Source organism: Apolloniradiicaulis salifontis (assembly GCF_053756655.1).
Map to the genome: position 1 here is coordinate 51475 of NZ_CM132387.1, position 21936 is coordinate 73410.

At 67.2% G+C, this 21936-nt stretch carries 21 protein-coding genes; 10 read left to right on the forward strand and 11 right to left on the reverse strand.

Annotation, left to right across the window (positions count from 1 at the left end):
* The first annotated feature begins 55 nt into the window (after positions 1-55).
* Complete coding sequence (locus ACWCOP_RS00280) at positions 56-2527, forward strand: sensor histidine kinase (protein ID WP_478249197.1); 2472 nt, start codon at positions 56-58, stop codon at positions 2525-2527.
* 132 nt (positions 2528-2659) lie between these two features.
* Here the strand turns inward: ACWCOP_RS00280 and bioB are convergent, their stop codons facing one another.
* Positions 2660-3685 (reverse strand): biotin synthase BioB, encoded by a 1026-nt coding sequence (gene bioB, locus ACWCOP_RS00285; protein WP_478249198.1) that lies wholly within the window; start codon positions 3683-3685, stop codon positions 2660-2662.
* A 145-nt stretch (positions 3686-3830) separates the two neighbouring features.
* Here bioB and ACWCOP_RS00290 point away from each other — a divergent pair, with 145 nt between their 5' ends.
* Positions 3831-4139, forward strand: a complete 309-nt coding sequence (locus tag ACWCOP_RS00290) for a VanZ family protein (protein WP_478250704.1) — start codon at positions 3831-3833, stop codon at positions 4137-4139.
* Positions 4136-4933, forward strand: a complete 798-nt coding sequence (locus ACWCOP_RS00295) for a heme-dependent oxidative N-demethylase subunit alpha family protein (protein WP_478249199.1) — start codon at positions 4136-4138, stop codon at positions 4931-4933. The genes ACWCOP_RS00290 and ACWCOP_RS00295 overlap by 4 nt, the downstream gene beginning before the upstream one ends.
* Positions 4934-5027: 94 nt before the next feature.
* Here ACWCOP_RS00295 and ACWCOP_RS00300 read toward each other — a convergent pair whose 3' ends face one another.
* From ACWCOP_RS00300 to ACWCOP_RS00310, 3 genes are all read right to left on the reverse strand, one after another.
* Complete coding sequence (locus ACWCOP_RS00300; RefSeq protein ID WP_478250705.1) at positions 5028-6500, reverse strand: alanine/glycine:cation symporter family protein; 1473 nt, start codon at positions 6498-6500, stop codon at positions 5028-5030.
* Between the two features lie 142 nt (positions 6501-6642).
* Complete coding sequence (locus tag ACWCOP_RS00305; protein ID WP_478249200.1) at positions 6643-8394, reverse strand: alanine/glycine:cation symporter family protein; 1752 nt, start codon at positions 8392-8394, stop codon at positions 6643-6645.
* Between the two features lie 167 nt (positions 8395-8561).
* Entirely contained in the window at positions 8562-9584 is a 1023-nt protein-coding gene (locus ACWCOP_RS00310) for a cation diffusion facilitator family transporter (RefSeq protein WP_478249201.1), read from the reverse strand.
* A gap of 102 nt (positions 9585-9686) precedes the next feature.
* Between ACWCOP_RS00310 and ACWCOP_RS00315 the strand changes: the two genes are divergently transcribed.
* The gene (locus ACWCOP_RS00315; RefSeq protein WP_478249204.1) at positions 9687-10487 is read left to right on the forward strand and encodes an undecaprenyl-diphosphate phosphatase; all 801 of its coding nucleotides are present in this window, start codon (positions 9687-9689) and stop codon (positions 10485-10487) included.
* 64 nt (positions 10488-10551) lie between these two features.
* Here the strand turns inward: ACWCOP_RS00315 and ACWCOP_RS00320 are convergent, their stop codons facing one another.
* Complete coding sequence (locus ACWCOP_RS00320) at positions 10552-11421, reverse strand: LolA family protein (protein WP_478249205.1); 870 nt, start codon at positions 11419-11421, stop codon at positions 10552-10554.
* A gap of 154 nt (positions 11422-11575) precedes the next feature.
* Between ACWCOP_RS00320 and ACWCOP_RS00325 the strand changes: the two genes are divergently transcribed.
* The 4 genes from ACWCOP_RS00325 to queG all read left to right on the forward strand — a co-directional run bounded on the left by ACWCOP_RS00325 (position 11576) and on the right by queG (position 15366).
* Positions 11576-12358, forward strand: coding sequence for a thioesterase family protein (locus ACWCOP_RS00325; protein ID WP_478249207.1), 783 nt, complete (start codon positions 11576-11578; stop codon positions 12356-12358).
* 95 nt (positions 12359-12453) lie between these two features.
* Positions 12454-13329 carry a dienelactone hydrolase family protein gene (locus tag ACWCOP_RS00330; RefSeq protein ID WP_478249208.1) on the forward strand — a complete coding sequence of 292 codons (876 nt, stop codon included), beginning with the start codon at positions 12454-12456 and terminating at the stop codon, positions 13327-13329.
* Between the two features lie 243 nt (positions 13330-13572).
* A complete protein-coding gene (gene fzlA, locus ACWCOP_RS00335) occupies positions 13573-14250 on the forward strand; it encodes an FtsZ-binding protein FzlA (protein WP_478249210.1) in 678 nt (225 codons plus the stop codon).
* A gap of 3 nt (positions 14251-14253) precedes the next feature.
* Entirely contained in the window at positions 14254-15366 is a 1113-nt protein-coding gene (gene queG, locus ACWCOP_RS00340) for a tRNA epoxyqueuosine(34) reductase QueG (RefSeq protein ID WP_478249211.1), read from the forward strand.
* Between the two features lie 250 nt (positions 15367-15616).
* Here the strand turns inward: queG and rpoN are convergent, their stop codons facing one another.
* From rpoN to ACWCOP_RS00365, 5 genes are read right to left on the reverse strand one after another with little or no spacing between them, the layout of a single operon-like run.
* Positions 15617-17116, reverse strand: a complete 1500-nt coding sequence (gene rpoN, locus ACWCOP_RS00345; protein WP_478249213.1) for an RNA polymerase factor sigma-54 — start codon at positions 17114-17116, stop codon at positions 15617-15619.
* A gap of 8 nt (positions 17117-17124) precedes the next feature.
* Positions 17125-17895 (reverse strand): LPS export ABC transporter ATP-binding protein, encoded by a 771-nt coding sequence (lptB, locus tag ACWCOP_RS00350; protein ID WP_478249214.1) that lies wholly within the window; start codon positions 17893-17895, stop codon positions 17125-17127.
* A gap of 35 nt (positions 17896-17930) precedes the next feature.
* Positions 17931-18563 (reverse strand): LptA/OstA family protein, encoded by a 633-nt coding sequence (locus ACWCOP_RS00355; protein WP_478249216.1) that lies wholly within the window; start codon positions 18561-18563, stop codon positions 17931-17933.
* Between the two features lie 13 nt (positions 18564-18576).
* On the reverse strand, positions 18577-19248 hold the full coding sequence (lptC, locus tag ACWCOP_RS00360) for an LPS export ABC transporter periplasmic protein LptC (RefSeq protein WP_478249217.1): 672 nt from the start codon (positions 19246-19248) through the stop codon (positions 18577-18579).
* 12 nt (positions 19249-19260) lie between these two features.
* The gene (locus ACWCOP_RS00365; protein WP_478249218.1) at positions 19261-19875 is read right to left on the reverse strand and encodes a ribonuclease D; all 615 of its coding nucleotides are present in this window, start codon (positions 19873-19875) and stop codon (positions 19261-19263) included.
* A gap of 204 nt (positions 19876-20079) precedes the next feature.
* Here ACWCOP_RS00365 and ACWCOP_RS00370 point away from each other — a divergent pair, with 204 nt between their 5' ends.
* Both ACWCOP_RS00370 and ACWCOP_RS00375 read left to right on the forward strand, forming a co-directional pair.
* Positions 20080-20466, forward strand: a complete 387-nt coding sequence (locus ACWCOP_RS00370) for a hypothetical protein (protein ID WP_478249220.1) — start codon at positions 20080-20082, stop codon at positions 20464-20466.
* A 95-nt stretch (positions 20467-20561) separates the two neighbouring features.
* Entirely contained in the window at positions 20562-21050 is a 489-nt protein-coding gene (locus tag ACWCOP_RS00375; RefSeq protein WP_478249221.1) for a hypothetical protein, read from the forward strand.
* On the opposite strand, the gene ACWCOP_RS00380 is transcribed toward ACWCOP_RS00375, so the two are convergent.
* On the reverse strand, positions 21042-21770 hold the full coding sequence (locus tag ACWCOP_RS00380; RefSeq protein WP_478249222.1) for a metallophosphoesterase family protein: 729 nt from the start codon (positions 21768-21770) through the stop codon (positions 21042-21044). The two genes, ACWCOP_RS00375 and ACWCOP_RS00380, sit on opposite strands and share 9 nt — an antisense overlap.
* Positions 21771-21936: the final 166 nt, after the last annotated feature.

Consider the following 21936-nt stretch of genomic DNA (forward strand, 5'->3'; position numbering starts at 1 on the left):
TCAGCGCACGCCCCATCGCCGGGGGCGGGAGCGCGAAAACAGGGATGGGCACGCCATGCAGGCAGTTGAGCCGGTTCAACTGGCCACCCTGATCGTCACCACCGGGGCGGTCGCCTTCGCCGTGGCTGCGGCCGTCTGGGCCTTCCGGCTCACCACCGGAGCAAGGGGCGCGCGGCGCGCCTGGCGCGAGAAACTCTCCCAGATGGATGACCGTCTGGCGCGGGCCCAAAGCGTTTTCGCCGCCCATCCGGGCCTTGTCCTGGTATGGGAGACCCCGCCGAACCCCGACGCAACGGACTGGTCGGCGCCGGCGATCAACGGCAGCCCGTCGGCGCTGGCCGCCATGGTGCAGTTCGCCGATCTGGGGCAGGGCGCGGCCAAGAGCGGCGATGCGGGCCGTGAGATCCTCGACGGGCTGGCTGATTTCGAAGCCCGCGGCGCCGACGGCCAGACGACCACCCTGCGCCAGCGCATGCAGACGCTGATGAAGGACGGCAAGCCGTTCTCGTTGACGATTTCCGGGCCGTCAGGCCGCTTCATCGAGGCTGACGGCCGTCCCGCCGGGCGACAGCTCGTCCTCTGGCTCACCGACAACGCGGTGCGCGGACTGGCCGAAACCGGGGCCCAGGGCCGTATCGACGAGGCGCGCCGGGTCGGGGGCGAGGATCCGCTGGCCTATCTGGACATGCTGGCGCGCCATCCCGCGCCGGCCTGGCGGATGAATGCCGCGGGGCGCCTGATCTGGGTCAACGCGGCCTATGTGGCGGCGGTGGAGGCCCGGGATGTCGCCGACGTTCTGGAGCGCCAGCTGATGATCGAGCCGGCCATCGTCGATCAGGCGCGCGAGGCGCTGAAAGCTGGAGAGCCAGCAGAAGCGGTGCGCGGCGCGGTGATCGGCGGCGCCCGCCGGCTGATCCGCTTCGTCAGCTATCCGATCAATGGCGGCGCGGCGGGGGCTGCAGTGGACGTCACCGATGGCGAGGAGTCCAAGGCCGCGCTCAAGCGCTTTCGCCAGGCCCATGACGAGACGCTGAACCACATGGCGGAATCGGTCGCGATCTTCGACCGGACCAAGCGCCTGGTGTTTTATAATCGCGCCTTCGCCGAGCTGTTCGGTCTGGAGGAGGCCTTCCTCAACGACCGGCCGGCCCACGGCGCGCTTCTGGACCGCCTGCGCGAGCGCCGCCGCCTGCCCGAGCAGCTCGATTACTCCAAATGGCGCGGGCAGGAATTGTCCCATTACGAGGCCACGCCCGGCGCCCAGACCCCGGACGAGCTGTGGCCGCTGGCCGACGGACGCACCCTGCGCGTCGTGCGCCAGCGCCATCCGCTGGGCGGCCTCTTGATGATCTTTGAGGACATGACCGACCAGCTGGCTCTGCAGGCGCGCTACAACACCCTCATCAAGGTGCAGCGCGCGACGCTGGACAAGCTGCATGAGGCGGTAGCCGTGTTCGGGTCTGACGGGCGTCTGAAACTGCGCAACGCCGCATTTGAGGGGCTTTGGAAGCTCGATCCCGAAACGCTGGACTCCGCCCGCTTTGAAGAGGTTGCCGAGGTTTGCGCCAGGCTCTTTCCCGACAAGACCGCCTGGGAGACGCTGAAGGCGCGCATCACCGATCCCAGCCCGGAAAGCCGCAAGCCGGTTACCGGCGAGATCAAGCGCAAGGACGGCTCGGTCCTCACCTTCCTCACGCGGCCGCTGCCCGACGGCGCGACGCTCATCGCCTGGGACGACATCACCGACTCTCGCCGCATCGAGGCGGCCCTGCGCGACCGGGCCGAGGCGCTGGAGGCGTCCGAGCGCATCAAGACGGAGTTTGTGGAGCATGTGAGCTATCAGCTGCGCACGCCGCTGACGACCATTCACGGCTATGCCGATCTTCTGGCGGGGGGCTTCGCCGGCGAGCTGTCCGAGCGTCAGGCCGAGCACATGGGCGCCATCCAGTCGGCGTCAGGCCAGCTGGGCAAGCTGATCGACGACATTCTCGACATCGCCGCCATCGACGCCGGCCAGCTGGAGCTGGAGCTGGGCGATGTGGCGCTGAAGCAATTGTGCGAGGAGAGCGCGGCCCTGATCGTCACGCGCGCCGACCATGCCGGGGTGAAGCTCGCTGTCTCCGCCGGCGAGGACCTGCCGCTGGCGCGCGCCGATTCCAAGCGCCTCAAGCAGGTGCTCTATAACCTTCTGACCAATGCGCTGGATCATATCGAGGCTGGCGGCGCGGTGGAGATCGGCGCGGACGCCGACGGTGAAGAGGCGGTGCTGTGGGTCGCCGATGACGGTGCGGGGATCGCGCCGGATCGTCAGGCGACGATCTTTGAACGCTTTGAGCGCGGCGATGGGGGCGGCGCCGGGCTGGGCCTGGCGCTGGTCAACGACATCGTGCGTTTGCACGGCGGCTGGGTGGCGCTGGAAAGCGCGCCGGGAGAAGGCACGCGCGTCACCTGTCACCTGCCGCTGAAAGCCGCATCCGAGCACGCCGCGCCGGAGCTGAACCTGCCGGTGCGCGGCGCCTCGGCCTGATCTGCAATCTTTCGTCTTGGCCCTCGCGCTAGAGCTATTTCGGTCGATTCTGATCGACCAATATCGCTCTAACTCTTCGGCTTGTCGCCTTTTCGAACCGCGAAACCGGTACCCACTTTCGCTGAAAACGCTCTAGCTGCGCGCCGCGTGAACCGGCGCGCCGGCCCGGCGGGCGGCGTCCGGCGCATCGGGCTCCAGCCCCAGATCGGAAAACAGGGCGCTATCTGACGCGATTTCCGGATTGGGCGTGGTGAGCAATTCCTCGCCCACGAAAATCGATCCGGCCCCGGCCAGGAAGCAGAGCGCCTGCAGCTCCTTGCTCATGGATTCGCGGCCCGCCGAGAGACGCACCACGCTTCCGGGCATGATCAGGCGGGCAGTCGCTATGGCGCGCACGAACTCCAGCCCGTCCAGCGGCGCGGATCCCGAAAGCGGTGTGTTGGCGACGTCCACCAGATGATTGATCGGCACGCTTTCAGGGTGAGGGCTCAGACCGGCAAGCTCAGCCAGAAGGCCGATCCGGTCCTCGCGGCTTTCGCCCATGCCGATAATGCCGCCGCAGCAGATCTGGATGCCCGCCGCGCGCACGCGAGCCAGCGTCGCGATGCGGTCGTCCCAGGTGCGGGTGGTGATGATTTTCTGATAGTATTCCGGCGAGCTGTCCAGATTATGGTTGTAGAAGTCCAGCCCGGCCTCGGCCAGCCGCTCCGCCTGACCATCCGCGAGCATGCCCAGCGTCATGCAGGTCTCCATGCCCAGCGCTTTGACCCGCTGGATCATCTCGACGATTTTCGGCTCGTCGCGCTCCTTCAGCTCGCGCCAGGCCGCGCCCATGCAGAACCGCGTCGCGCCGCCGTCGCGGGCTTCGCGCGCCTTGGTCTCGACGTCATCGGGGTCCATGAGCTTGGAGGCCTTCAGCCCGGTGTCGAAATGGGCCGACTGATTGCAATAGCCGCAATCTTCCGCGCAGCCGCCGGTCTTGATCGACAGAAGGCGCGATTTTTGAACCTTGTTGGGCTTGTGCACAAGGCGATGCAGGCTCTGGGCGGCGAAGATCAGATCGTTGAACGGTGCGTCGTGTATCGCCCGCACCTCCTCGCGCGTCCAGTCGAAACGGGGTTCGGCAAGGGCGCGGAGATCAGCTAGAAGGTCGGTCATGACAGGCGATTCCTCTTCAAGATCAGGCCGCCACCCTAAAAAGCCGGCCCCCGGCGGGCAAGGCGGGCGGCGCCCCTCTCTGCTGACGCAGCGCGAAGGGCGGGCGTCCGCCGTAATTGTCGCTGGCGTAGTGGGCTTGATCGCCATGATCCCGGGCGCATCGGGGCCGCCCACCCTGGTGGGCTGGGACAAGCTTGACCACGCCGCGGCCTTCGCCGCCATCGCACTTCTGGCGAGCTGCGGCTGGCCGAGCGCGTCGCGCTGGATTATCGCAGTTATCGCACTGGGGTACGGCCTCGCCATCGAGCTGGCCCAGGCGACCGCAATGGTGGGCCGGGTGGCGTCGGTGTCGGATCTGGTGGCGGACGCGGTGGGGATCGCGATCGGGCTGGCGCTCGCCTGGGGTCTGGCGCGGATCGCCCGCGACCTACCCTTTCTTGATCGGCGCCGGTGAGGCGTCCGCCTCACACACCTTTCCGCGCCGGCGCGCCGCGCTTCACGCCGGCGCTGGCGCCCATCGATCCGGCGATCTGGCTTGCCCCGGACACTGAGGCCCGCGTGCTGGACTGGAAGGCTGGCCTTCTGGCGCAGCCTGATCTTGTGGTTCGCCAGGCGGGAGCGGGCGTCCCGGCCGCGTCGGAGGCGGCGCTGGCGGTGGAGGCCGCCCTCGGCGCGTCGCGCACCGGTGACCTCAGAGCGGCGTCCCATCTCATCAGCGATGATCTTGTGGTGATGGAGCATGTGGACGGGCTGTGGATCTGCAGCGCGCTGACCCTGACTGCGCCGACTTTCTTCTCCATCGATGACGTCTTCGGCCACGATCTTCGCGCCCTGCACGGCCCGGTGCCGGACGGTGCGCGCCTGGCGTCCCGCATCGCACGCGTTTTCGATAATGTGCGCGCCGGTCTGGTCTTGGAGCGGTTCAACTGGACGCTCCAGGCGGGGCCGGAGCGGTTCACGCCGGACGCAGCGCCCCTGCGCGCCCTCGCCGCCCGCGCTGACCCTGAGGCGGCGCTGGACCTGCTGCATCTGCGGGTGGAGCGCCAGACGATTGCCCGCCTGCCGCAAACCCGCGCAGTGCTGTTCACGATCCGGGTCTGCCTGGATCCGCTCTCGGCCTTGGCGCACGGCGACCGTGCGGTTCTCGCGCAGGCCTGGCGCGCGCTGGGGCCTGAAGGGCGGGCTTATAAAGGCTGGACGGCGCTGGAGGCGCTGGTGGAGGCGGCGTTTTCACGTTGGCAGGTGTGAGCGCGAGCGCACCCGACGACCCCGCTCACCCTGCAAGAAAAAGGGGCGCGAGATGGCTCCCGCGCCCCGGTCTCCCTGCGCTCCGGTCAGACGATCAGGTGATGATCGATTCGCCCCGCTTGAGTTTCTCGTCGGCCTCGCGCGCCATCATGGCGACGACGCCGGAGAGGAACAGGATGGCCAGAAGGTTCGGGAAGGCCATGGAGGCGTTTGCGATATCGCCGAAGCGCCACAGCGTCACGGTATCGGTCACCATGCACCCGGCGAACACCACCAGCACCCAGACATAGCGGATCGGTGTGGAGGTCCAGTCGCCGAACAGATAGCTGGCGGCCTGCTGGGCGTAATAACTCCAGCCGATGATGGTGGTGAAGGCGAACAGCGCCAGCGACACCGAGATCACCCATTGTCCGCCCGGTATCCCGTTGGCGAAGGCGGAGGTGGTGATCGCCGCGGAGTTCAGCGTGGATTGCCAAGCGTACTCCACAACCGTTCCGTCCGGGCCGGGATAGGCGCCGGTTGAGACCAGGATCACCAGGGCGGTCATTGTGCAGATCACAATGGTGTCGATGAACACGCCGATCATGGCGATCTCGCCCTGGGCCACCGGACTCTTGGTCTGCGCCGCCGCGTGGGCGATGGGCGCAGAACCTTGGCCGGCCTCGTTGGAGAACAGGCCGCGCGCCACCCCGTAACGGATCGCCTGCAGCACGCCGTATCCGGCCGCGCCGCCCACCGCCTGCTCGAACCCGAAGGCGTAGGAGAAGATCGTCGCAAAGGCGCCCGGAACCTTGTCGTAATGCAGGATCAGCACGACCAGGGCGCACAGCACGTAGAAGAGCGCCATGAAGGGCACCACCTTGCCGGCCACAGAGCCGATGGACTTGATTCCCCCGATGATCACAAGGAAGACCAGAGAGGCCAGGACCAGGCCGATCCCCCATTGCGGGACCGACACGCCCAGCTCCAGCCCGGTCTGGGTCACCGATTCGGTGATGGAGTTCGCCTGGATCATGCCGCCGGTGGCCACCGCCGACACCAGCGTGCCGATGCAGAACAGGCCCGCAAGCCAGCCGAACGCGCCGCCAAGGCCCGCCTTGCCTTTGTTGAGGCCGTTCTTGATGTAGTACATCGGTCCGCCATGGATGCGGCCGTCGGCGTGGGTTTCGCGGTATTTCACCGCCAGGCTGGATTCGGCGAACGCCGCCGCCATGCCGAGAATGGCCGTCAACCACATCCAGAAGATGGCGCCCGGGCCGCCAAGCGAGATCGCGGTGGCGACGCCGGCCAGGTTGCCGGTGCCCACCTGTCCCGACAGCGCGGTGGAGAGCGCCTGCCACGGCGTGATGTCGCCGTCCTTGCCTTGGGCTTTTCGGCCGGCCCAGAGCTCGCTCAGCGCCGGAACGAAGCGCCGCAGCGGCCGGAATCCCAGACGCAGCATGAAATAAAGCCCGGTGCCCAGAAGCACCACGGCGAGAATGCCGACGGGCAGAAGCTGCGCGCCGTTCCACGTGCCGCCCCAGATGAAGTTGGACACGTTATCGATCAGGGCCGTAAGCCCCTGTATGAACTGAGACACCCCATTCCCCCGCGCTCTTTGTCAGAAATATTGCAAGCGAGATTACTGCAAGGCGCGAAAAGGAAAAGAGGCCGCATGCGCATTGCGCTGCGGCCCCTTATTGGCTGACGATCCGGCGCTCCGCGCCGCCTCAGGACTTGGGCGGTTCCGGGATGTCGTCGGAGGCGGCGGGCGCCGGGGTCGGCGTCTCGCTCTCCTCCAGCTTGTGGCCGCCCTTGTCGCCCGGCCGCGCGCCATGGCGTTTGGCGATGGCGAAGACTGTGCCCGACAGAAGCAGGAGGGCGAGCAGGTTGGGCGCCGCCATCATGCCGTTTCCGATGGAGGCCACCGTCCAGGCCAGATCATTGGTCCAGACCGCCCCCACGAACACCACAACGCACCACATCACCCGGTAGGCGAAGATCGGCCTGGTGCCGGCCATGAACTCCAGCGCGCGTTCGCCATAGAGCGCCCAGCCGAGGATCGTGGTGAAAGCGAACACCATCAAACCGATCGTGACGATCCATTCTCCGCCCGGAAGCGCCGCGCCGAAGGACTGCGCGGTGACGTCGGCCGCCGAAGCGATGCCCGACTGCCAGACCCGCTCGGTCTCGGCGAGCACGCTCGCGTCCACCGCCGCATCAAAGGCCAGGGGCTCAATCTCGACGCCCGAGGCCTGACAGGCCTGCAGGGCTGCAAGCACCTGCTCGCCGCCGCCGGAAATCGCATCGGCGCGGCCCGGCAGATCCGATTGCGGGGCGGCCAGATAGAGGCCGGCGATCGTGCCGCCTTCCGGTGCGGTGAGAGCGCCCGCCGCCTCGCATTGGCCGAGCGCGGCGCGCGCCGGATTGTACTGGAAGCTGCCCACCGCGGTGAGGATCACCAGCGCCGTCATGGTGCACACGACGATGGTGTCGATGAAGGGGCTCAGCATGGCGATGGAGCCCTGCCGATGAGGGTTGCGCGTCTGGGCGCTGGCGTGGGCGATCGCCGCCGAGCCCAGGCCCGCCTCGTTGGAGAAGCTGCCCCGGTTGGCGCCCTCGCGGATCGCGGCGGCCAGCGCCGCCCCGATGAAGCCTCCGGCCGCGGCGCTGCCTGAAAACGCGCCGGTGAAGATCGAGCCCAGGGCGGCCGGCACCGCGTCGGCGTTGGCCACCAGAACGATGATCGACCCGACCACATAGGCGATCGCCATGAAGGGTACGAGAACTGAGGCGACCTTGGCGATGGATTTCACCCCACCCACGATCACGAAGAAAACCAGCAGCGCCAGGACCAGCCCGACGACATTCTTGGTGGTGGAGAAGGTGTTTCCGAACAGTGAGAACTGCTCAGGCAGGCCCAGGCCCGAAAGGTTCAGATTGGAATCAAACAGGGCCGCCACGGAGTTGGATTGCACCAGATTGCCGGTGCCGAACGCGGCCAGCGCGGTGCAGATCGCGAACACCCAGGCCAGCCAGATCCAGTTCTTCCCCAGCCCGTTCTTGATGTAGTACATCGGCCCGCCGACATGCTCGCCGCGATCATCCACCTCCCGGTATGTGACCGCCAGCACGGCCTCGGAGTACTTCGTGGCCGAGCCCACAAGCGCCGTCATCCACATCCAGAACACCGCGCCGGGACCGCCCAGCGTGATCGCTGTCGCGACGCCGGCGATGTTGCCGGTGCCGATCGTCGCAGACAGGGCGGTGAACAGGGCGGCCAGCGGACTGATCTCGCCCTCGCTCTTGTCCTCTTCCTTGGGCTTGGAGAACATCATGGCGAAGGCCGCCGGCAGGCGGTAGATCGGCATGAGTTTCAGGCCGATCGTCAGGTAAAGGCCGGTCCCGAACAGCAGCAGGACCAGAACCGGGCTCCAGATCAAGCCGTCAATGGTCCCGAGTATGGATTGCAGGGCTTCCATGGTGCGTCGCTCTTGTCTGCGGCCGCGTGGCGCGGCGATGGTTCGTGGTCGAACGGGACGCGCGCCAAGGTCAGCCTGGCCGACACGCAATCCTCCCCCTCGCATGAACGGGCAAGCCTAGCCGCGCGAAGCAGCCTCGCCAAATGATTTACCTGAATTTAAGCCGCTTAATCGCGCGCGGGGTCTTGCGAGGCCGGCGCCTCAGCGCGGTCCTGCGCGCCGCCGCCGGTTTCGTCGGCCGACCTTTCCGACCGGAAATACCGGTTGCCATGGGGCTCCGCGCGGCCTTCCGGGTCGGGGTGGATCAGCACGTCGGCGGCCGGATAGGCGGCCATGACCCGGCGCTCGGCGCCCACCACGATTTCATGGGCGGCGGTGAGGCTCTGGTCGGGCTCAAGATCCATGTGCATCTGGATATGGATGAAGGGTCCCGAGGCGCGGGTGCGCAGCTGATGCACGCCCAGAACCTTGGGATCGTCGCCGGCCAGCTCGATGATGCGGCGCCGGTCGGCGTCGGGCAGTTCGCGGTCCATCAGCGCCTCATAGGCGTTCTTGCCCACTCCGAACGCAGTCCAGAACAGCCACAGCGCCACCGCGAAGCCGACGATGGGGTCGGCGCGGTCCATGCCGAAGCTTCCGGCCAGCACCAGCCCCACGATCACCGCGGCGTTGGCGGCGAGGTCCGACACGTAGTGCGCCCGGTCGCCGGAGACGGCCAGCGACTGAGTCTGCTTGATCGCGCGGGCCTGAGCCCAGACAAGGCCGATGGTCAGCGCGATGGACAATCCCATCACCGACAGGGCCGTTGTGGTCGCCGAGATCGGCTCGGGATCCAGAAATCGCACCACCGCCTCGCGCATCAAGAGCCCGGCTGACAGCGCCACAAGCATGCCCTGCAGAAGGCTCGCCAGCGCTTCAGCCTTGCCGTGGCCGTAGCGGTGTTCGTCATCGGCGGGACTCGCCGCATAGCGCACGGCGAAGAAGGTGGTCAGCGAGGCGGCCAGATCCAGGGCGGAATCAGCCAGAGAGGCCAGCATCGCCACCGATCCCGAGAGCCACCAGGCGATGAGCTTGGCGACCACCAGCATCGCAGCGACGCTCACCGACAGAGCGGTGACGCGCCCGGTGATCTTGCGCGCCTTGCTGGGATGCATCCGGCCGGGGCCGGCGTCGAGGGCGTCATGGGGCATGAAACAAGCCGTTCTGCGAAAATGCGGTAAGGCGGTCTTGGCGCGGCGAGCGCTCCGGCGCACTCTGCGCCGCATTGCAGTCTCACGACAAGTAAGGCGCCCATGGGTCTCGTCCAGCTCCTGATCCTCGCCCTGGTGCAGGGGATCACCGAATTCCTGCCGATTTCGTCCTCGGCCCATCTGATCCTGGCGCCGGAGGTGACGGGCGCCGCCGATCAGGGGCCGCTCATCGACGTCATGGCCCATTTGGGCACGCTATTGGCGGTGCTGGTGTATTTCCGGCGCGATATCGCCGGGATCGTCACCGGCAAGCTGGCCTTGCTGCAAGGCCGGGTCACGCAAGGCGGACGGCTGGTCCTGCTGATCGCGGCGGCCACGCCGCCGGTGCTGATCGCGGGCGGCGTGCTTTATATCTCAGGTCTCGCCGACGCCCTGCGCGATCCTCTGGTGATCGCCTGGGCGACGCTGATCTTCGCCTTGCCGCTCTGGCTCGCCGACCATTACTGCAAGCAGATCAAGACTCCTGAGACCCTGTCCTACAAGGGCGCGTTCCTTGTCGGGATCGCCCAGATGTTCGCCCTGATCCCCGGCGCCAGCCGGTCGGGCGTGACGATGACCGCGGCGCGCGCCCTGTCCATGACGCGCGCTGAAGCGGCGCGCTTCTCCATGCTCATGGCCGTGCCGGTGATCGCCGCCTTCGGCCTTCTGGCCGGGATCGAGCTTGCCCGCGGCGCCACGCCAGGCGCCTCGCTGACCGACGGACTGATCGTGGCGGGCCTTAGCTTCTTCGCCGCCTGGGCCGCCATCGCGGTGCTCATGCGCGTGGTGGACCGGATCGGCTTTCTGCCCTTCGTGCTCTACCGCCTGGCGCTGGCGGGCCTTCTGTTCTGGTGGGCGCTGTAAACAAAAGGGGCGGCCCCGGCGGACCGCCCCTTTTGCTTCTCAGTCTTCGTTTCGCCCTGAACGCCTAGCGGCGGCGCGTGCGGCGATCGTCGGCGATGACGTCTTCATCGTCCAGGATGAACAGGCGCGGATCAAAGCTCACGCCGCGCTCCAGCTCTGTGAGGTTGACCTCGGTGAGCCCGCCCATGGCGTCCACCGCAAACCAGCCGGCAAGCGCCATCTCGCCCGCTGGAGCCGACGGATCTGGGTCGTCGAACACCAGCGTCAGGCGCCCGTCCACCTCGGCGTCAGGATCCACCAGCGTCACATAAAGCCGTCCGCCCGAGCGCCCGGCTTCGGTCACGGATTCAAAGAGTTGATCGGTCCCGCTCAACAAAAAGCGCATGGGCGTGTTGCGGATGGGCGCCCGGTCGATGGTCTCCAGCTGGAAGTCGGCGATGGCCACCGTGGCGCCGTCGGCCACCAGAAGGATGGGTGAAGGATCGTCATAGTCGAACCGCGCCCGGCCCGGCCGCTGCAGCGACAGTTCGCCGGCGCTCAGGGTTCCATCCGGGGCGGTCTGGATAAAGCGCGTGCGCAGGGTCTCCAGCCCGTCAAACCAGGCGGCCGCCCGGCGGGCGCCGCTATCGGCCTGGACCTCCGCGGAGGCGGAGTCCACCGCTTCGGGTTCGGGCAGAGGATCGAGCGCCTCGGTTTCGCCTTGCGGTTCAACACGTTCGCGCTCGGGCTCCACCGCCTGTTCCATGGGGGGCTGCTCGGAGGCGGGCTGCTCGGCTTGATCCCCGGGTTGCGATTCGGCTGCGGGGTCGGTCTCCTGCGCCGTGGTCATGGCGAAAGCGTCCGACCTGGCCAGTTCGGCCAGCTTGGGGGCGGCGTCCTGCGCTCCGGTGAAGAAAGCCAGGGCCGTGGAGAGGAGAAGAGCGGTCATGTTCATGGAGCAAGATCTAATCGTGGAACGCGGCGTCTTAAAGGCCAACCCGTTCATATTCGCTGCAGCATCGCGTTCCTGCGCGCAAGGCTTTGCCAAGCCGCTTTCGCGTTTGTAGGCTGGCGAGTGAACGCTGTTTACCCGCACCGAAAGGCCTCTCATGTCCCTCGCCGAAACCATTACAAACGCGTCATTTTCGGCTGAAGGCCTAAGCCTCGACCTTCCTGAGGCCTGGACGCAGGGGCGAACCGGCTATGGCGGCATGACCAGCGCGCTTTGCCTGGCCGCCGCTGAGCGTCTGGCCGAGGGCCGTCCCTTACGCAGCGCCCTGATCGGATTTGTCGGCCCCAGCGCCGGGCGGGTGGAGGTCGTGGCTGAAAAGCTGCGCGCCGGCCGCACCGCCGCCAGCATCCGCGCGCGCCTGTCCAGCGAGCAGGGCCCCGGCGTCGAAGCCCTCTTTACCTTCTCCGCGAGCCGCAAGAGCGCGCTGAACCAGCCCGGCCCCGCCGCGCCAGCGGCGCCGCCGAAGGCCGGCGAGCGGGCGCTGGCTTTTCCCCCGGAAGCACCGGCCTTCACCGGCCAGCTGGAGTTTCTCTGGAGGTGCGACACCGGACCCTTCATGGCGTCGAAAAACCCTTATGAGCTGAGCTGGGTGCGCCACCGCGATCCAGCCTCGCGCGATCATCCCCTCGCGCTTCTGTGCCTGGCCGACGCCCTGCCGCCGGCGGTGGCGGTGACGCTGCCCGGGTTTGCGCCGCTCTCCTCCATGACCTGGATGATCGATTTTCTCAGCGACGCGCCGCGCACCGAGGACGGCTGGTGGCTTTTGGAGGCGCGGGCCGATCACGCGGCGGGCGGCCATTCCACCCAGGACATGACGATCTGGAACACCGCCGGCCAATGCGTCGCCAAGGGCCGTCAGATGGTCACGGTCTTCGCCTGAGCTTCAACCCGGCTTGAACCGGGCGGCCGGCTGGGGCTTTAGTCGGGACAGGCCGGCGCGAAGGGCCCCCGCAGGACGGCCGGTGAGGACAGGTGATGCAAACGGCGTTCTGGATAGCAGGCGGGCTCGGCGCGGTCCTCATCGCGTTCGCCGGCTTTATCGCGTGGACGCTGTGGCGCCGGCTCACCGGCCGGCATCTGGCGCGGCTGCAGAACAAGCGCCGGCGCGCCCTGATCGAGCCCTATGTCACCATGCTCTATCCGCCGGGCGAGGGGCCGCATCCGCTGGTGATCCTCCTGCACGGCTGCGGCGGGGTGCGAAGGGTCAGCCACGCCTACGCCGAGGCGGCGGTGAAGGCGGGGTGCGCGGCGATGATCGTCGACAGCCTTACCCCGCGCGGGATCGATTACGAGATGGCGCTGGCCCAGGTGTGCACCGGCCGGGTGCTGTGGGGGCGCGAGCGCGCGGGTGATCTCTACGCCGCGCTGGACATCGCCCGCGATGATCCGCGCATCGATCCCCAGCGCCTGGTGCTGGCCGGCTGGAGCCACGGCGCGTGGGCGATTCTCGACGCCCTGGCGCTGGACCATGCGGGCCAGGCGCCCGACGGGATGACCCGCGCGCCCGATGCGCCGTTCAAGGGCGTGACGGGCGTTTTCCTCATCTATCCCTACGCCTCCGGCCCGGCGCTGGTGCGCCGCAAGCCCATTGAGCCGCCCGGCCCTATCGAGGCGATCCTGGTGGAGAACGACACCATGGCCAGCGAAGCCGACGCGGCGGCGGTGTTTGAACAGGCCAAAAAAGACGGCGCCTCAGTGCGCTGGTCCATCTATGGCGGGGTCACCCACGCCTTTGACGAACCCGACCATCACCCGCAGTCTTCGCTGCGCTATGACAGCGAAGCCACCGCCATGGCGAAGACCCAGTTCGTGGCGTTCCTGAAGCGGCGGCTGAATCCGAAGCCGGCGTGAGGGGTCCCGGTTCGATCCCCGGCGTGAAGCCGGGGGCGAGACCGGGATCTACGGCGTTTGAGGGGTGAAATGCCGAGCGGGCTGCGGGGCTGGTATGGCGTTTAATTCTTTGAGCGCTGTAGATCCCGGTCTTCCCCCCGGACCTTTCGTCCGGGGATGAAACCGGGACCCGGTGAGGGTGAGGGACGCTGCTGAGTGCGCGCCCCGCTTAAGCGCGGGCGCGAACGGGGCTAGGGTGGCGCCATGCGCATCTTGCACCACTGGCCCCTTGATCCCTGGTCGCGTCAGGTCCGCCTGGCGCTTAGCGAAAAGCAGCTCAGCTTTGAGCTGGAGAGCTGGAAGTTCTGGGAGGCGCCGGAAGGCCTCACCGCGCTCAATCCGGCGGGGGTTCCGCCGGTGCTGGAGGATGATGCGCCGGGCGGCCGGGCGGCGATCGCCGATGCGCGCGCCATCCTGGAATATCTTGAAGAGATAAAGCCGGACCCGCCGCTCCTTCCCGGCGGCCCGGTGGAGCGCGCCGAGGCGCGCCGCATCGCCCAGTGGTTCGACCGCAAGTTCGACGCCGAGGTGAACGCCTTCCTGCTCCATGAGAAGCTGGAAAAGCGCATGCAAGGCCTCGGCGCGCCGGACATGGAGGCGATCCGCACGGGGCGCGATTTTCTGCGCTGGCATCTCGATTACATGACCGGCTTGCTGGACGCCCGCGACGGCCTCGCCGGTCCGCGCTACACGCTGGCCGATCTTGTCGCCGCGGCGCATCTCTCCTGCATCGATTATCTGGGCGATGTGCCGTGGGACGATTTTCCCGGCCCGAAGGCCTGGTATGAGCGCATCAAGTGCCGCCCGGCGTTTCGGGGATTGCTCGCCGACCGTTTGCCGGGGATGCCGCCGGCCAACGGCTATCAGGATCTGGATTTTTAGAAGATGACTCCGGCGAGCCTCGCCGAACGCGTCCGTGCCCTGGCGCTGGACGCCGGCTTCACCGAAGCGCGCATCACCCGGGCCGATGAGGCGTGGGAGGCTGAAGATCGCCTGCGCGCCTTTGTGGGCGAGGGGCGCCATGGGACCATGGCGTGGATGGCGGAGACGCTGGAGCGGCGGGTGCGGCCCACCGCCATGTGGCCGGAAGCGAAATCGGCGGTGGTGGTGGGGCTCGATTACGGGCCGGAGGACGACCCCCTCAGGATCCTGGAGCGCAAGGACGAAGCCGCGATCAGCGTCTATGCGCAGAACAAGGATTATCACGACCTCATCAAAAAGCGGCTGAAGCGCTTTGCGCGCGCGTTTCATGGGGAGACGGGCCACGCCGTGAAGGTGTTCGTGGACACTGCGCCGCTGATGGAAAAGCCGCTGGCGGCGAAATCAGGCCTCGGGTGGCAGGGCAAGCACACCAATCTGGTGAGCCGGCGCTATGGCTCCTGGCTGTTTCTCGGCGTCATGCTCACCGAGGCCGAGCTTGAACCCGACGAAGCCGAGACCGACCATTGCGGCTCGTGCCGGGCGTGCCTTGACGTCTGCCCCACCAACGCCTTTCCCGCGCCCTACCAGATCGATGCGCGGCGCTGCATCTCCTACCTCACCATCGAGCACAAGGGCCCGATTCCGCAAGAGTTTCGCGCCGCCATGGGCAATCGCATCTATGGCTGCGACGACTGTCTCGCCGTGTGTCCATGGAACAAGTTCGCGCGAGTAACGCAGGAGACCGCGTTCCACCCGCGCGACGCCTTGAGGGGGCCGAAGCTCACAGAGCTGGCGGCGCTGGATGATCCGGCGTTCCGGGCGTATTTCAGCGGCTCGCCCATCAAGCGGATCGGGCGGGACCGGTTTGTCCGCAACGTGCTCATTGCGCTGGGAAATTCCGGCGATTCCGCGCTCGTGTCTTCGGTTCTGCCACGGCTGGAGGATGACAGCGCCCTGGTGCGCGGCGCGGCGGTGTGGGCGCTCTCCCGCCTTGATGACGCCCGGTTCGCGGCGGAGCGCGGCGCTCGGGCGGCGGGTGAGGGGGATTCGGACGTGCGCGCCGAATGGGGCGTTTAGGGGTTTTGGCGCGGGCGCCTGCGGCCTCACCCCACCCGTCAGGCTCCGCCTGACACCCTCCCCATCCAGGGGAGGGACAGAGATCACAGCCGCCCAACCTCCCTCATCCTGAGGCGTCTTTTTGCAAAGCAAAAAGCCTCGAAGGACGCACGGCGTTTGATCCAGTGGGTCCTTCGGGCCTCCCCCGGATCAAGTCCGAGGTCGCACCTCGCAGATGAGGGTGGAACGAAGGGGAGGGACAGAGCGCCCGCTACCCCACCCCCTTCATGACGCGGCGGCGCTGGACGCTGGAGGGGATGTTCATGGCTTCGCGGTATTTGGCGACGGTGCGCCTTGCGATCTCGACGCCGTCGGCGTGCAGGCGTTCCACGATGCGGTCATCGCTCATCACCTCGTCCACGGTTTCGGTGTCGATCATCGCCTTGATGCGAAAGCGCACCGCCTCGGCCGAATAGGCCTCGCCGCCGTCGGCGGAGGGGATGGAGGAGGTGAAGAAGTATTTCAGCTCGAACAGGCCGCGCGGCGTGGCGATATATTTGTTGGAGGTGACCCGGCTCACCGTGCTCTCGTGCAGATCCACCGCGTCGGCGACGGTCTTCAGATTGAGCGGGCGCAGCCAGGCGACGCCCTTGGCGAAGAAGGCGTCCTGCTGGCGCACGATCTCGCTGGAGACTTTCAGGATGGTGCGCGCGCGCTGGTCCAGGCTCTTCACCAGCCAGCTGGCGTTCTGGGCGCACTGGGTGATGAAGACCTTCTCGTCCTCGGTGCGCGCGGCGCGGCCGATCTGGGCGGCGTAGCGATTGTTCATCAGGACGCGCGGCAGGGTGTCGGTGTTCAGCTCCACCGCCCAGCCGCCGTCGGGGCGCTCGCGCACGGTGACGTCAGGCTCCACGGCGCGGGTGGGGTCGGAGCCGAAGCCCAGGCCCGGCTTAGGCGTCAGGCGCTTTAATTCGGCGATCATGTCGGTGAGGTCTTCGGCGTCCACCTCGCAGGCGGCTTTCAGCGCGGCGTAATCATGCTTGGCCAGCAAGGGAAGATTGTCCACCAGGGCGGCCATGGCCGGGTCCAGCCGGTCGCGGTCTTTGAGCTGCAGCGCCAGACAGTCCTGCAGATTGCGCGCCATCACGCCGGCCGGCTCGAACTGCTGCAGCCGGTCCAGGATCGCCTCCACCTCCGAGCGCGTGACGCCCAGGCGCTGGGCGGTCTCGTCCAGATCGGCGCGGAAATAACCGTCGTCTTCGGCCAGATCGATGAGATGGGCGGCGATCATGCGGTCGGACGCCGCGAGCGCCAGCACGGCGAGCTGGTCGTGCAGGTGTTCGCGCAGGGTCTTCTCGCGGCTGGAATTGGCGGCGGCGTCAAACTCCTCGCCGTCAAATCCGCCGCCGCCCTTGCCGGCGCGGCTCCAGTCCACCGATCCGCCGGCGTCGGCGCCGGACATGTCGGACCTGGAATCCGAGTACATGGCCTCGCGGTCGGCGTCCAAGGCCTCGTCGGCCTTGCCCGGCGCGTCAAAGCTCAACTCATCAGACTCCGTCTTCGCGGCGCTTTCCGGGTCGGCGCGCTCTGCTTCAGCGGCGTCGGTGCGCTCGTCGCGCTCCAGCAGCGGATTGCGCTCCAGCTCTTCCTCGACGAAGGCGTTGATTTCCATGTTGTTGAGCTGCAGCAGCTTGATCGCCTGCTGCAGCTGGGGCGTCATGACGAGCCCCTGGCCCTGGCGCGCCTCGAGTTTCTGTCCGAGCCCCGCCATGTCCCCTCCTACTGAAACCGCTCGCCGAGATAATAACGGCGCACGTTCGCGTCGCCGCGCACATCGTCCGGCGCGCCTTCAAACAGGACCTCGCCGTCATGGATGATCGTGGCGCGGTCGCAGATCTCCAGCGTTTCGCGCACATTATGGTCGGTGATCAGAATGCCGATACCGCGGCCTTTCAGATACTCGATCAGGTCGCGGATATCCGCGATGGCCAGAGGATCAATCCCGGCGAAGGGCTCGTCCAGCAGCATGAAGCTGGGCTGGGCGGCGAGCGCGCGGGCGATCTCCACGCGGCGGCGTTCGCCCCCGGAGAGCGCCATGGCCGGGCTGTCCTTGATGTGTTCGATGTGCAGCTCTTCCATGAGCTGGTCCACCAGCGCCGCACGGCGCTTTCGGTCAGGCTCCACGATCTCGGCGACGGCGGCGATATTGTCGTAGACGCTCAATCCGCGGAAGATCGAGGCTTCCTGCGGCAGATAGCCGATGCCCAGCCTGGCGCGCTGGTACATGGGCAGCTCCGTGATGGTCTCGCCGTCGAGCATTATCGTCCCGCTGTCAGCCTTGATCAGGCCGGTGATCATGTAAAAGCAGGTGGTCTTGCCCGCGCCGTTGGGTCCGAGAAGCCCGGCCACCTCGCCGCGTTTCAGCGACAGGGACACGTTCTTGACCACCGCGCGCCGGCCATAGCTTTTCGCCAGACCTTCGACGCGGACGCCGTCTTTCTCGGACGCCGGGGCCGCGGGCGCGGCCGACCTGCTCGCCGTATCAGCCATACTGGCCTCCTTGAGGCTAAGAATTGGTGAAGCGGTCAGTTTCCGGTCTGGTCCGCGGGCGGAGCGAGGTCGGCGCCCGGCCCGTCCTCGCCGTCAAACGGCTCTGGACCGTCGCCGGGGACGTCCGGCTGCACACATTCGCCGGGCTGCGGGATGACGCCGTCCTGGGCGGGGTCCTCAAAGAAGACCGAGCGCACCCGCTCAGTGTCGCCGGTTCCGCCGCCGGTCAGTCGCGCCGCGCCGCCGTTGAGATCGGCCACCAGGCGCTCGCCAGTGGACACGTTGCAGCCCTGGGTGAGCACCACCGAGCCTTCCAGCGTGATCGTTTCGGTTTCCAGATCGTAGACGCCGCTGTCGCCCCGGGCGATCTCGGCGCCGGTGATGTAGAACACGTCGCCATCGGCCAGGAGCCGCCGAATCCCGCCGAAACCGCCGCCGTCGCGCGGGGCGAAGAACACTTCCAGCCGGTCGGCGCGCAGGCGCGTGTCGCCGCGCACGGCGTTGACATCGCCTTCATAGACCAGCCGGCCTTCGCGTTCGAACCCTTCAAAGTTCGTCGCGCTGATGTCGATCGGACCGGACGCGGGCGCCCGCGGCGCGATCTGCGCCAGCCCGGCGCCTGTGAAGACCAGGCCGCAAACGGCGGCGGCGATTATGGTGCGGTACATGGTGTGGCCCTCCTCAAGGCGCGTCCCCGGCCTCGTCGTTCATATAAAGCCTGGTCCGCACGCCGTTTTCCAGCACGATCCTGCGGCCGTCATCGCGAACTTCAAACCGTCCGGCGCGCACCGCCCCCCAGGGCGCTTCGCCGTACACGCCGTCCTCGCCGCTGATCACGCCTTCATTAAGGCGAATCAGGGCCGAGTGGGTGTTGAGCGTGTAGCCAGAGCGCGTGGTCAGCTCCACGTCCCGGCGCAGGAAAAGGCTTTGCTCGGTCTCGTCGAATACGCCGGTGGCGGCGAGCACCTGGGACGCCCGATCGGCGTCGGCTTCAAACAGGGCGTAGTCCAGCGAGGGCGAATCCAGATCTGCGATCGCGCCCAGACCGCCGCCGCGGCGCGCCGCCGACAGGGCTGTCAGGACGAAAGGCTGGCCGCTTTCGTCCCGGCCCACGAAGCGCGGATTGACGATGCGTTCGCCGCCGGTCAGCTCGATGGCGGGCTGATCGGGCTGGCCGGATCCGGACAGCACGATCTGCAAGACCGCATTCAGAGCCAGCGCAGCCATGACCGCCAGCAGCACGACCCGCAGACCCCGCACCAGGCCGGTGCGCCGCCGGGCGCCCGCCAGCGAACGCGCGCGGCGCTGTCCGATCAGGGACGTTTCGGCGAAGTCGGCGGTCTGGGCGGTCATTGGCCTCTCGCGTCACGAATGGGCGAAGATGTCGGTGTCCTGCCAGCCGGCCAGATCCAGCCTGGCGCGGGTCGCCAGGAAATCGAAACAGGCGCGCGCCATATCCATGCGGCCCTCGCGCTCCAGCATCGCGGCGAGCCCGTCGGCGATGGCGTGCAGGTGCAGCACGTCCGAGGCGGCGTAGGCGAGCTGAGCGTCGGTGAGGGTTGCGGCGGCCCAGTCGGAGCTCTGCTGCTGCTTGGACAGCTCCACCCCGGCGATCTCGCGCGCCACATCCTTCAGCCCGTGCCGATCTGTATAGGTGCGCACCAGTTTCGAGGCGATCTTGGTGCAGAAGACCGGCGTGGTCTCCACACCCAGATCGCGCAGGCACACCGCCACGTCGAAGCGGGCGAAGTGGAACAGCTTTTCCACCCCGTCATCGGCCAGCAGGCGCTTGAGATTAGGGCAGTCATAGGACGCCCGGTCGGGTTGCACGATATGGGCGTCGCCGTCCCCGGCCGACAGCTGCACCAGGCAGACCTGGTCGCGCACCAGAGACAAGCCCTGGGTCTCGGTGTCCACGGCGACCCGGCGGCCCAGATCGAGACCGGCGGGAAGATCGCCCTTGTGCAAATGAATGGTCATGAAGCGAATCGCAGTTCAGGCTTGACGGCACGGAGCGCCCCCGCAAGGCGCGACAACGTATCAGGCTTTCGCGTCTCCACGTCAACGCGCGGGCGTTTTTGCATGGCGGCTGCACTGCAGGCGGGGGTTTTCGGACGCACGGGCGTGTCCCATACCCCGGCTGCAATTGAACCTATTCAAAAGCCACCATGAGACCTTGCCCACATGGACGCCTCCACACATTCGCGCTCCGTCCACGTCAGTTTCGAAGCGGGCGCCGGCCTTTTGACATTAAGTTTTCAGGGTGTTGTGACTTGCGGCGACCTTGACGCCGGGCTGGCGAAAACCCGCCACGCCACGCAGGGCCGCGCCGTCAATGCGGTGATCCTCGACGCCCGCGGCTCCACGCCGGCCTACGCGCCGGCCGATCTCATCGAGTCCGTCGAGCAGGCGCTGGACGAAATCGCGCCGAAGCGCTGCGCTTTCGTTTCCTGCGAGGCCCGCAACGAAGCCCTGATGCTGCTCGAGACGGTGAGCTTTCCCTATGCGGTGCGGGTGCAGGCCTTCTCGTCCCTGGACGCGGCCCGCGACTGGGTCATCGCGGCGCTTTAGACGACAGCCCCTGGACGACAGGGTCTACCCCGCGGACTTGTCTGGCGCTTCAGACCCGGCTTAAGTTCAAGCAAGGTGACATGGGGTGGGATCTTATGGCCAGAAAATTCAAAGCTGACTTACGGCGCAATGCGATTTGCACGGCATGCCAGACGGAATACTATTATTTTCATACGCTTGAGCTAAACGAATACGACAGCGAAAAATTTGACGCCAAGGTCCGGGACGCTGTGGAGAATGGCGTGGGCGTCGCGCCCTGCCCGGCCTGCGGCAAGCTTAACGCGGAAATGCGCGCGGCCCACAACAAAGCGTTGCTGGGTCATATGGGCGGGTTGGCTGTCGGGATCGCGATATTGCTTTTCTGCTGGATGATGGCGGTCCAAGGCGCCTTGTTCTACATTCTGGCGCCGGTGGGCGCGCTTGTGGTCCTGGGTTACCTGATCGCCATTTCGGACTGGTTGCTGGTGCTCATTGCGCCAGGAACGAAACGCAAGCACTCCATTATCCCCGGCCGGGAGGCCGAGGCCTCCGACGAGGCCCGAAAAAAACTCGCCGCGTGGGCGGCGAAAGGTCCGCTAGGCTAGCCTCGCCACGCTGAGCACCGCTTCGAGCGCGCCGTCGACAAACACTCCGGCGCTCAGGCGGCCGCCATAGACCGCGCCTGTGTCCAGCCCGACGCGATGCGGGTGGACGGCCGGCGCCTCGACCGGCGTATGTCCGTGGACAACGCGCAAGCCCTCCACCCACAGCGCCCCGTCGGCGGCCATGAAGCGGGGATGGCGCGACCACAAGAGCACCTCTCGCGCGGTCTCGGCCAGCCTATCGTGGGGGCGCACCCCGGCATGGACGAAGAACAGCCCGTCAGAATCGTCGCGGTGATAGACCAAGCGGTCCTCGAGAATCGTCAGCAGAAAATCACAATGGGCGTCCGGAATGCAGTCCAGGCGCCGCCAGAGCTCACCGCCGGGCCCGGCGTCGGCGCCATAGCTGCGCAGCGTCTGTTCGCCGCCATTGCGCCACCAGTCCTGCGCCCGGCTCTCGCGGTGGTCGCCTCTCGCCGCCAGCGCATTGAACATGAGCTGTTCATGATTGCCCGGCAGCACCACATGGCCGTCCGCGTCCAGCGCCATGGCCCGTTCAATCACGCCCCTGCTGTCGGGCCCGCGGTCCACATAGTCGCCGAGCATGACGATCCGCCACGCGCGCCCGTCCGCTCGCGATGATGCGTCGGCCGCTATGAGATCAAGGAGCCGGTCGAGTTCGGCGGCGCAGCCATGTACGTCGCCTATGGCGTAATAAATCATGGCTTCAAGACTCCGCCCGTAGGGGGCTTGTTGCAAGCTGATTCAGCGCGCCGCCGGAGGGCCGCGTGTGTGCGCCGGCAGGCGTGAAAACAGACTCTTTCCGCATCGGAAACACGGCAGAACTTGAGACTCGCGGCGGGAATCCTACCCTCTCGCCGGGCCGCCG